The sequence below is a fragment of the Olleya sp. NP1-10 genome, from assembly GCF_055804415.1.
In genome coordinates this window covers 2,596,934-2,609,187 of sequence record NZ_CM147840.1, presented here as the reverse complement: position 1 = coordinate 2,609,187, position 12,254 = coordinate 2,596,934, and the positions used below count along the sequence as shown (strand labels likewise).

Sequence of the window (12,254 nt, the reverse complement as noted above, 5' to 3'; positions counted from 1 at the left end):
ACCATATATAAAGCTTGTTATTTTATCAAAAATATTAACGCAACCAAGTTGCATTATAACTGATAAGATAATATATTTACAAAAATTATTTATTTGAAACAGTTTGAAAGTATCCGAATGGATTCTCAAAAAAATGAAGCTTAGTTTAATTAAAACACATATTACTTATTTACTACTTGTTCTTTTTCTATTACTGAAAATAACAAACCTTCATGCTTTGACCCATTCGGATCACGATAATGAAGAACACACTTGTGATATTTGCAAGGATAGCTTCATTAACAATATAACACCAATATTATTACCTGAAGACAACTATGTAACATTAGAGCGTGTTCTTTTTATTGTTTCAAAAGAAATAACAAATCACTATACTTATAGTCTTGTTACCACAAACGTTAAACACGCTTTATTTGGTAGACCTCCACCATATCACGTTTAATTATTATTAATTATACCGTGTTTGTCTTTTCTAAAAAAAGACAACTATCGCTATGACTACATGGGATTTGTCCTGTGTAATCAAAAACAATACATACAATTTTACTTTACATTAATATGTTTCAAAAACTACTGAGCATATGTCTTTTTATGGGCATATGTTCAATCTCTATTGCTCAAAATTCATTTCAAATTAAAGGATATATTTTACATAGTAATAGTTTAAAACCTGCTGAAGGCGCTAACATTTATGGTGATAATCTGTTTACGGTATCGTCACAAACTGGAGCTTTTACGATACAAAACCTAACTAAAGGCATACACACATTTAAAGTGTCTCATATTGGTTGCGAAACCAAAACCATATCTATTGAAGTTAATCATGATATAAGTGATGTAAAAATTTTATTGGATGAATTTAATACTGAACTAGATGAAATAGAAGTTAGCGGAAAAACTAAAGCACGAAAACTTTTAGAGTCTCCAATTGTTAGTCAAACAGTATCTAAAGCATTTTTAAAAAGTAACAGAGAAAACAGTTTAATGCAAACGTTAAGTAAACTTCCAGGAGTTAGCACTATAAACATAGGTTCTGGACAGTCCAAACCAGTTATTAGAGGCTTAGGATTTAATCGAGTTGCTGTAGTCCAAAATGGTATTAAACACGAGGCGCAACAATGGGGAAATGACCATGGTTTAGAAATAGATCAACATGGTATAGAAAGTATTCAGATTATAAAAGGACCAGCATCATTACTTTATGGATCAGATGCTATAGCAGGTGTTGTTAATATTCAACCTAACAAAATTCCGTCACAACATTCGTTTGCAGGAGAGCTTAATATTTTAGGTGAAAGCAATAATGATTTATTAGGTGTGTCTGCCGGTATTAAAACAAGAAAAGAGGATTGGTTTTATCGTGGGCGTTTAACCTATAGAGATTATGGTGATTATAAAGTCCCGACCAATCAAATTAAATATGAAAACTACATATTTAATTTACAGGATAATAATTTAAGAAATACAGCAGGAAAAGAAGCCGACGCTAGTTTTAGTTTAGGCTATGTAAAAAACGGTATTACGACAGAAACAGTTTTAAGTAACGTAAATGCTAAAAATGGTTTTTTTGCTAATGCCCATGGTTTAGAAGTTAGAAGCTCTAATATAGATTATGATGTCTCTAATAGAGATATTGATCTTCCATATCATAAAGTCAATCACTTTAAAATAACCAATAATACTACTATAAAAGGCGATACACATGATTGGCATATTGATTTAGGATATCAAAATAATCATAGGGAAGAACACTCTGAACCCGTTCCGCATGGTTATATGCCAACACCGCCAGATACACAAGAACGTGTGTTTAGTAAAAACACTTATTCGTTAAATGTTCGTGATGCTTTTAAGACTAATACCCAGCACGACATGGTTTTAGGAGCAAATCTAGAGTATCAAGATAATAACATAGGTGGTTGGGGTTTTTTAATTCCAGAATATAATCGTTTTACAGCTGGTTTATTTGCTTATAATCAATATAAAATTAGCCCAGATTTTCACCTATTAACGGGAATACGATATGATGTTGGTGTAGTAGATACTAATGCTTATTTTGATTGGTATCCCTCCACTGTAAATAATAATGATGGATCTACATCTTATGTTTACTTACAACGTTCAAAAAATAAAACCTTAACATTTGGTAATATAAGTGGATCAATAGGTCTTAGTTACATAAAAAACAAGACTAATTATAAGCTAAATATAGGCAGAAGTTTTAGAATGCCTTTGGCTAATGAGTTAGCTTCGGATGGTGTTAACTACCATATGTATCGTTACGAGAAAGGTAATTTGGATTTAGATCCAGAGGTATCCTATCAAATAGATTTAGAAGTTAACCATACAGCATCCTCTTTTTCTGTGGGTATAAGTCCGTTTATAAATGTGTTTCAAAACTATATTTATTTAAATCCAACTTCCAATTATTACGACACCATACAAATATATGAGTACACACAAGCACAAGTGTTTAGAATGGGAGGAGAGATTAATACCAGTACCACTATATTAAAAAAGCTACAACTTGATGCTTCTTTAGAATATGTGTATTCTAGGCAAGAGAGTGGTCCTAAAAAAGGGTTCACGCTACCATTTTCGCCACCATTATCAGGATTATTATCTGCTAAATATCAATTTAAAAAGTGGTGGTTTTTACAAGATTTACAATTAATAGCCGATTACAGAATTACCTCTGCTCAAGAAGAGATTGTTCCACCAGAAGAGATAACAGCAGGTTATCAATTATTAAATCTATCTTTTTTAACAACATTGGATGCTTTTAGTACAGAATATCCTTTAGAAATACGTTTCAAATTAAATAACGTATTCAATACTAAATATTTTAATCACACTAGTTTTTATAGGTTAATAGATGTTCCTGAAGCAGGAAGAAACGTCTCATTATCATTAAACATTCCTTTCTAATACAAAAAATAATCAATACAAATAAATTAAAACAAACATTATGAAATTAAAATTAAAACAATTAGCAATTATTACTTTTGTAGGTATCTTTTTAAACTCCTGTAGTAGTGATGACGATGCTGTAACAGTAGACGCACCAATGATTACCAATTTTGAGTATGGAGAAGGCAGTACCCACTCAACAGAGCAAGTTGCATACAAAGGATCAGACATCCATATTGAAGCAGATATAACAGCACAAGCGTCAGTAAGTAGCATTACATTATCTATTCATGCCCATGATTTAGCCTTAGGTGATGGTGAAGAAGATTGGGAATTTGAGCAAGTCTTTACAGACGCTAGTTATATGGCTATCAACCCAACGTTTCATGAGCATATAGATGTACCAACCAACATTCCTTCTGGAGAGTATCATATTGAGTTAATAGTTACAGACCAAAATGGTAATAGTACTGAAGTAGAAGGACATATTGATATTATGGATATGATAACTATTAGTGACGTATCTATTGACAGTACTGTTGTTAGAGGGGAAGATTTTCATTCAGAATTTATGATATATGCAATAAACGGAATACACAATATTACGGTAGATGTACATGCGCATGGATTAACACTAGCCGATGGTGAAGTAGAATGGGATTATGAAGCGGAGTTTTTAGATGGTTACCATGAAGAAACAGCAATCGAGTTTCATGAACATATTGATGTACCAAACACAGCACCAGCAGGAGAATATCATATTATTTATACTGTAGAAGATGAAGATGGAAATACAACAGTATACGAGACGCATATAGACGTTACAGCTTAATTAATCACCAATCGCATAGCTAAATTATTAGCTATGCGGTTTTAATTTTAAAACATGAAATTCACATTAAATTCATTCTTTTATCTATCAATTATCCTGTTAGTCGCTTCCTGTTCTAGTGATGACTCTACAGCTATTGATGACATAAAGCCTACGATAAGCGTTAATTATACTGGTGGTTTTCCGCAAGGTTGCGAAGTATTAACACGAGGAGAAACATATACTTTTAAAGCATTAGTTACAGACAATACAGCTTTAGCAGCTTACAGTTTAGATATTCATCATAATTTTGATCATCATACCCATGACGATCAAGTCACTGATTGCGTATTAGAGCCAATAAAAACTGCTAATAATCCTTTAATTTATGTAGAAAACTTCAATATAGAAGGTGCATTAACTAGTTATGAGATAAATGTAGAAGTCACTATTCCCAATGACATTGATACAGGTGATTACCACTGTGCATATTCTGTAACCGATCAAACCGGTTGGCAAAGTAGAACCTCTATAGATTTAAAAATAGTAGACTAATGAACAAATTACCTGTTACAGTCCTAAGTGGTTTTTTAGGCGCTGGAAAAACAACCTTATTAAATCACGTATTACACAATAAAGCAGGCTTAAAAGTTGCTGTTATTGTTAACGATATGAGCGAAGTCAATATTGATGCTCAGTTTATTGAAAATGAAAATACACTATCTAGAACCGAAGAAAAGCTTGTTGAAATGTCCAATGGATGTATCTGTTGTACCCTTCGTGAGGATTTGATGGTTGAAGTTGAAAAATTAGCAAAACAAAATAAATTTGATTATTTATTAATAGAAAGTACAGGAATAAGCGAACCTATACCAGTAGCACAAACCTTTACGTTTGAAAGTGAAGATGGGACTATAGACTTAAGTCAATTTAGTTACATTGATACTATGGTGACTGTAGTGGATGCTTTTAACTTCTTAAAAGACTTTTCAAGTGCAGATTATTTAACAACAAGAGCGCTCACGACTATAGAAGGTGATGATAGAACCATTGTAAACTTGTTAACCGATCAAATAGAATTTGCAAATGTTATTTTATTAAACAAAACAGATTTGGTGTCTAAGGACAATTTAGAAGAGCTGCATGCTATTATCCATAAATTAAATCCAGAAGCCCAAATTATAAGCACCCAAAACTCTAAAGTCCAATTAGAACAGGTTATAAATACTGGTTTATTTGATTATGAGAAAGCAGAAGCATCAGCAGGATGGATTAAAGAGTTGGAGGAGACGCACGTACCAGAAACTGAAGAATATGGTATTAGTTCTATGGTTTTTAAAAGTAAAAAGTCATTTCATCCAGAACGATTTCTAAATTATTTAAATACAGATTTTCCGCAAAATATAATTAGAAGTAAAGGTTTGTTTTGGTTAGCGTCACGATCTGATCAAGCCTTACTGTGGAGTTCGGCAGGAGGTTCTTGCAAAGCAGATTCAGCAGGAGTTTGGTGGGCATCTATGGAATATGGCGAACGAATGAGTTATGCTGCTTTTAACGATAACAAAGCAACCATCGAGTCTGATTGGGATCCTATATATGGTGACCGAAAAATAGAATTAGTATTTATAGGACAACACTTAGCTAAAGATAAAATGATAGCCGATTTAAACGCTTGTCTACTTACTGATGATGAAGTAAAACAATGGTCAACACAACAATTTCCACAATTGGATGATTGGCCTATTGTTAGGTAACATAGTTGTATTATAAATTGCTTTGTTGTTATCCATATCAAGAGACGTTATTTTATTAATCACTTTGGTTCACTCTGGTGCATTACCATGCACTATCTATGGCTTTACTATGGAGTATCTATGAAGTATCCATGAAGTATCTATGGAGTAGGGGTTATGCTTCCATCAGGCTATAATATACATTTTAACATATTTTAGCATTTGGGTGTGTACTAAACACTTTAAATGTTTCGTTATTAGATTATTACCACTTTCCACACAACATTTCCACATTAAACCAAACGCATATCAATAGGCCTATTGATGATTATCGATTCTTTTAGGGTAAAAGAATTGACATTGTTTAACTAGAGTTAATACGCTATAAAAAAGCTTAAAATTAAGTTATAGCGTTGGCTCATAATAATTTAGAAATTATGGCAAAGCTAAAAGGTTTTATCAAGTTAAAAGGAAGTCTAGGTGGACTTACATTTTACAACAACAACGGAAAGGATTTAATTAGAACAACAGGAGGCGTGGATAAAAACAGGATAAAAAATGATCCTGCCTTTAAACGCACACGTGAAAACATGAGTGAGTTTGGTGCCTCTGCACGAATTGGTAAATCTTTAAGAATGGGATTTTCTAACATTATAAAAAGCATGAGCGATACCAGTATTGTTGGTCGCATAACAGGACTTATGAAAAAGATAAATTCTGTTGGCTCTGGATTAAGAGGTCAGCGTGCTTTTGAAATGCTACCCAATAAAGCGTTATTAGAGGGTTTTGAGTTTAACAAAACGTCACCTTTAGATGCTATATTTTATGCACCAAATACAGCACCAACTTTGGATGCTAATAGAAGTGTGGCCAGTTGGGTGGTTCCTGATTTTAATGTCTCTAATTATATGAATGCACCCGAAGGTGCGACCCATTTTAAATTTGTAATGGTTAGTACTGTTTTAAGCGATTACAGCTTTAACACCCCTTTAGGGAAGTATGAAGCCACAGATGAATTAGAAAATGAAACTAATGGCATTGCCTATAGTAACGAAATACCTATAACAGGCATGGTAGGCGCAGATACAAGTCTAAGTGTAGATTTAGGCTTTACAGCAGCCTTACCAGCAACCGTAGCAGTTATTAATGCTGTTGGTGTTATATTTTACCAACAAATCAACAGTTTGTTATATGAACTTGCCAGTTATAATGCTATGAAAATAGCGAGTATTGGTTAGCGTCTGTAGCAACAGATTTAACTACATAAGGTTTGTGGAAACCTATGTGTGAGAAAAGCAATCTTAATGTATTAAGGTTGCTTTTTTTGGTTGATACTTAATATTGGTATTATATTTTTTACTACCTTTAGCATAATCACCTGAAATACAGTGATTAATTCTCCCGATTAGCGATTTAGCAATAGTAATTTTTACTTAATACTTACCATTATTATGTAAATATTTGAATCTAAGTAAAATCTTAATATTATTTATACTTTAAACTAATCAACCAATTATGAAAACAAGCACTTTATTTAAACAAATATATTTTTTTGGTATTAATTATACCTATTTTTAATTTTTCTCAATCCATTATTGATATTACTGGAACAGTAGTAAATTCTGGTAATATTCCAGTTCCTGAAGCAAATATTATAGTCAAAGGAACAAACACTTTCACTCAAACAGATATTGATGGTAATTTTGTTTTGGAAAAGATTTTAGAGAACTCTGTACTTATTATTAGTTATCCTGGTTTTGTAACTAAGGAAGTTACTTTGAATGGAGATAACAAAGTTAATATTAAATTTTTCGATGAATATGAAGATGAAAAAGTAATCTCTAGTTCTGTATCTTCTAAAAATTATTGGATCGGAGCTAAAATTGGATATAATTTTATTGGAGATACCGATGATAATTTCTTTGTTGGTTCAGCCTCAGTAAGTATAAATTTAATTGAAGGGTTAGGAAAAGAACATATGTTTGGTATAATTGGTAATATCGGTAATTTTAAATTTGACAAAAAAGAAGATTATAACAATGAAGATATTAAGAAGTTAGCGCAATCCATCAATGGTGTTTCTGTAGGTCTAGGTTATACTCACGAATCAAAAAATATTCCAATATTCTATGATAATGGGAAATTTATTTTTCGTCAATTTATACAAACAGGGTTACGTATAACGAGTTTTGATGAAATAGGAGAAAATAATGAAACAGAAACATTAGCACAATCAGCATCTACAGCTGGTCTTGAAATGGAAATTACAGGATTTAAAAACAAAGGAGCGTTAACTTTATCTACTGGAATTTCACTCTATTTATTTGATAGTAATATTTATCAAAAGATCTTCAATAATGATAAAGGTAGTTTAGTAACATTAGATTGCTCTATGATACTTCCAATTGCTGAAAAAGTTGGTTTTTTTATAAATGGCACATTTTCAAAAGATAGCTCTGCAGCATATATAATGGGTATAATTCTTAAACCCTAAAACATAATATTTAATGCCAACAATTTATATTATAGCTATAATTAATAATAATTATAATATTAAATTCAACAATATGAAAATTATTATATAACATAAATTACTCTATATTTGTAAAGCAATATTCATTAATTATGCAACTTTAACAATAGTAAAAGTTTAATATATTATTTGTTTTATTTATACATTTATTATTGAAGATTTTATGCTTACATCATCTTAATTAAAAGAAGATGGCAGATCAGTAGAAAACTTATTAAATGAATAAAAGTCTACCAAATAAAACTTCTAAACTAATTATCTATTGTATACTTAATTTGAATTTAGAGTTAAATATCTAGCAGTGATTGAAGAAACCAAAGAATTAGAAGAAAGATCAGATTTTCTTGAAATGGACCAAATACAGGATTGGTTTATATCAAGTGAATATTTTGATAATATACAGAAAAAACTTACTGGAACTGGTGCTAAGCTTTTAATAGGCCCAAGAGGAACTGGTAAAACTCATCAGATGTTAGCTGCACATTATAAATGCTTGGATGATAAAACTAAACCCGTTTCACTATATATTAGTTTTAATAGATATTATCACTTAGAACCCTTATTATCTAGAGCACCAAATGCTATTAAGGTTTTTAATACTTGGGTACTTAGTAAAATTATTTTGTCTATTCATGATTTTTGTAAATATTTAAAACTGGATAGTGATTTAGTTTTAGACCCAAATCAATTAAATGAAAAAAAATTAAATGATTTTATTGGGCAAGCAGAGAAAGGATTTTCTAGATTTGAAGATGAGGAATTAATTTCATCCTTAAACGTATCTTTTGTTCAATCATTAATAGAAAAACTAATAACAATATCAGGAAGAAAAAGAGCCGTTATATTTCTTGATGATGCTGCACTAACATTAACTCCAGATTATTTAGTTGAATTTTTTGAAGTATTTGTAAGTCTAAAATCTATGAGAATTTCCCCAAAAGCTTCTGTTTATCCTGGAACAACAGAATATGGAACTAAATTCCACTTAGGTCATGATGCAGAAAAAATTGAATGTTGGATTAATGTAAGCGAAAACATGTCTGCATACTCTGATTTTATGGATAATTTAATTAAAAAAAGGTTAAAATCATATGTTGAAGATATAGATTCAGATATTGTTGAATTATTAAAGTTTGCATCATTTGGAATTCCTAGAGCATTTTTATTTTTAATTCGTTCATTTGAGCAATCTACTAAAACAACTAAACAATCCAAGTTTAATGAGGTTATTGATTTACATTCAGAATTAATAAAAGCAGAATATTCTTCATTAAGTAAAAAAATACCACAATTCGCAAATATTATTGACATAGGGTATTCTTTTTTTGAAAAAGTAATATTAGAGATGTCTTTGGTTAATAAAGATTTAAAAGATGAAAAAAACTTAGTTATTGGTCTTGAAGTAGATTCAAATAGAATGATAGAAAGGATGACTCAGTTTTTAAATGAAGCAGGTTTAATGTATAAACACACTAGTAATGTTAGTCATGGAAGTGGTCGTGAATACGAAAGATACACGCCTCATATTTTATTTTTAATTAAAGCTAAAGCCTTTACTATTGGTAGAGGTTTTGATTCAAATAAGATTTTAAATAGATTGTTAAATCCAGAAAAAAACATCCCTTAAGACGTAAATACGAGTCGATTTTAAAGAGTAATGAATTAACAGAACTTAAATTAAATTTACCTCCGTGTAATAATTGCAATACTATTAGAATACAAGATGACCAAAGATTCTGTCATAAATGTGGAACAGAATTAGTTGTATCATCAGCATATGAAAATTGTATGGAATTAGATGTAGAAATAATACCATTTACTCCTTTTCAATTGAAAGCTGTAAAAAAAGCTAATTTCATTAAAATAAAAGATTTTTACTCTGCTCAAAACCCTAGTTCAGAACTTATAAAAATAAAAAGAGTAGGTCCTAAAACATCTGCTAATATAATGGAGCGTATAGATAAAGTAGTTGAAGAATTTCTTACATAAATTATGTTAAATATTGATGCAAATACAACTTCGAGCTATGTTGACTTAGATACTAAGTCCATGTTTGATAACACTTTTTCAGAAGGAAGTACTCCTCCGATTGATACTTTTTTAGGAAAAATCCCAAATCTTAGTGTACTCGTAGACCCATTAAATTTCAATAAATTAACTGCCAATTTAGTTATATTAGGTTTAATTTCAGCTGTTGAAAGTTATATGCGTGAGGTAATAAGAAAATGTATTATTATAGATGAAAAAAGTAAAACCAAATGTGAACTTCATATTATTACATATGGAGCAGCTATTAGTCATAAAACTGAACTAATGCCTGAAGCTATTTTAGAAGAGGCTTCATTTGCTGGGAAAAAGAATATCATAGAATCTTTAAAGAATTATTTAGGATTAAAAGGTAAAATTGATAACAGATTAGAATCTGCGTTAAATGAATTTTCTAAAGTTTGTCAAATTAGACATTGTCTTGTGCATAGGTACGGTAAATTAGGTACAAAAAATGCAATAGCACTAGGATTAGATAACCATTCTAATTCTATTGAAAAGCCTTTAAATTTAAATTATGCAAATCTCCAAGATTGTCAAGCAATATGTATATCTTTAGTGAGAGAGGTAAATAATTTTATATTTAATAAGTTATTACATCGTTTAATATGTGATGATACTAAACCTAAAAGTATAAAATTAACAAATATAATTTGGAAATGGCATTATGGTCAAGATAGAAAATTATTCAAATCATATTATGATAATTTAGTTTCTCAAGTTTCAACCCCTAGTGGGCATTCTAGTGTGAGAGAAGCATATGACTTGTATAAACAATTTTATAATGATTTATGAAAAACTGGTCTAAATATTATACTCCTAAATCAGTAGCAACTGATATTGTTTCAATGATTCCAACTGAATTTGTACCAGAAGTAGCCATAGATATTTGTGTTGGAAGTGGCAACTTTTTAGAAGCTGCAAGTAAAAAATGGAATGACATAAAACTAGTTGGTTTTGACATTAATAAAGTCAAGGACAATATTAATTATGAATTTCATCAGGCAAATGCATTAATTATAGATGATTTATTAGAAAGAACAATTAACTATAAATCAAAGAAAATCGTTTTAGCAAACCCTCCTTTTGGTGAAAATATAAATAAAAGTATTAATAATAATTTTATCGAAAAATATACTTTAATATATAAAGAAGCTCTTAAAACAAATAGAATTGAAGCTTTTATGTTAGTTTCAAATTTAAGTATTCTAAATAAAGGAGATTATTTTGGAGCCATAATACCAGAAAATTTCTTTAGTTCTAAAAGTTTAAGAAAATTCAAAGACATATTTATTCAGTTTTTTGATAATATTGAAATTGGTGATTCTGAAAAGTATTTTTCAGGAAGTGAAGTAAAAACAAGAATTTTTTTAGGATGTTTTAATGATAATAAAATAATAAATGATTTTATAACACCTAGTAATAATAAAAAAAGTAGCTTTGAATTATTAAGAGGTATTGATAATTCTAAACTAATTAAAGAAGAAGAATTAATTAGCTTAAATACAGATTATAAAGAAGTTTTGCATTTTTCTAATAAAATAGGAGGGAATAGGACTAAAAGGTTCATTAAAAAAGCTCCTAATTATGAAAAATTAATAGTTACTAAAAATGATAGTTTAATATTGAGAGTTGGCAGAAATACAGGGTATTCTTATTCTATAAAAAAAGACTTTTTAAATAAATATGTATCTGATTATTTTTACCTTTTAAAAGGAATAATCTTAGATGATAAAGAACATTTAATTTTACAAAAATCGTTGTTGGCTAAACGTAAAGGATTAACAACCTTTTATTTAAGTAAATATGACATTATTGATTCAATTAATGATATATTAAATGAAAGAATGTGAAGTTAGAATTATATAAACAATTTCATAACCTTCAGTAAAACAACACTTGAGTGGAGTTTTTATAAACTCAATTATCTTACAGATACTATAATTAGACTTAATACTTTATTTAAAAAATTTATCTGTCTTATTTAACCTTTTAGAGAATTAACATAGTGCTTAGAAATATTTAATAGAAATATTTAATAGAATTATTTACTATCTATAAAAATTCCCACTCCTTTTCTAATTGAATAAACTATCTCTTTATCTTGATGCCAATTATACTTTACTAAAATCAATTTCAAGCTTTCTTTGTTATTATTTTCAATCTCACTTCATAAAGCTATTATAATTGCTACACCTATAAGGTACTGTTAATCCATTCT

At 29.6% G+C, this 12,254-nt stretch carries 11 protein-coding genes; all 11 read left to right on the top strand.

Annotated elements, in window-relative coordinates; translation table 11 throughout:
• Positions 1 to 133: 133 nt before the first annotated feature.
• The 11 genes from AC0L4B_RS12200 (at position 134) to AC0L4B_RS12150 (ending at position 11,886) form a co-directional block, all read left to right on the top strand.
• Positions 134 to 442 (top strand): hypothetical protein, encoded by a 309-nt coding sequence (locus AC0L4B_RS12200; RefSeq protein WP_473437160.1) that lies wholly within the window; start codon positions 134 to 136, stop codon positions 440 to 442.
• 149 nt (positions 443 to 591) lie between these two features.
• Entirely contained in the window at positions 592 to 2,928 is a 2,337-nt protein-coding gene (locus tag AC0L4B_RS12195) for a TonB-dependent receptor (RefSeq protein ID WP_473437159.1), read from the top strand.
• Between the two features lie 40 nt (positions 2,929 to 2,968).
• Positions 2,969 to 3,742, top strand: a complete 774-nt coding sequence (locus AC0L4B_RS12190; protein WP_473437158.1) for a DUF4625 domain-containing protein — start codon at positions 2,969 to 2,971, stop codon at positions 3,740 to 3,742.
• Between the two features lie 54 nt (positions 3,743 to 3,796).
• Entirely contained in the window at positions 3,797 to 4,276 is a 480-nt protein-coding gene (locus AC0L4B_RS12185) for a DUF4625 domain-containing protein (protein ID WP_473437157.1), read from the top strand.
• A complete protein-coding gene (locus tag AC0L4B_RS12180; RefSeq protein WP_473437156.1) occupies positions 4,276 to 5,475 on the top strand; it encodes a GTP-binding protein in 1,200 nt (399 codons plus the stop codon). Before AC0L4B_RS12185 ends, AC0L4B_RS12180 begins: the two co-directional genes overlap by 1 nt.
• Before the next feature lie 416 nt (positions 5,476 to 5,891).
• Positions 5,892 to 6,692: a hypothetical protein gene (locus AC0L4B_RS12175; RefSeq protein ID WP_473437155.1), complete on the top strand. Its 801-nt coding sequence runs from the start codon at positions 5,892 to 5,894 to the stop codon at positions 6,690 to 6,692.
• Between the two features lie 314 nt (positions 6,693 to 7,006).
• Positions 7,007 to 7,948, top strand: a complete 942-nt coding sequence (locus AC0L4B_RS12170) for a carboxypeptidase-like regulatory domain-containing protein (protein WP_473437154.1) — start codon at positions 7,007 to 7,009, stop codon at positions 7,946 to 7,948.
• A gap of 340 nt (positions 7,949 to 8,288) precedes the next feature.
• Entirely contained in the window at positions 8,289 to 9,614 is a 1,326-nt protein-coding gene (locus AC0L4B_RS12165; protein WP_473437153.1) for an ORC-CDC6 family AAA ATPase, read from the top strand.
• Positions 9,615 to 9,775: 161 nt separating this feature from the next.
• The gene (locus AC0L4B_RS12160) at positions 9,776 to 9,976 is read left to right on the top strand and encodes a hypothetical protein (protein ID WP_473437152.1); all 201 of its coding nucleotides are present in this window, start codon (positions 9,776 to 9,778) and stop codon (positions 9,974 to 9,976) included.
• A gap of 3 nt (positions 9,977 to 9,979) precedes the next feature.
• The gene (locus AC0L4B_RS12155) at positions 9,980 to 10,828 is read left to right on the top strand and encodes a hypothetical protein (RefSeq protein WP_473437151.1); all 849 of its coding nucleotides are present in this window, start codon (positions 9,980 to 9,982) and stop codon (positions 10,826 to 10,828) included.
• Complete coding sequence (locus AC0L4B_RS12150) at positions 10,825 to 11,886, top strand: DNA methyltransferase family protein (protein WP_473437150.1); 1,062 nt, start codon at positions 10,825 to 10,827, stop codon at positions 11,884 to 11,886. Before AC0L4B_RS12155 ends, AC0L4B_RS12150 begins: the two co-directional genes overlap by 4 nt.
• Positions 11,887 to 12,254: the final 368 nt, after the last annotated feature.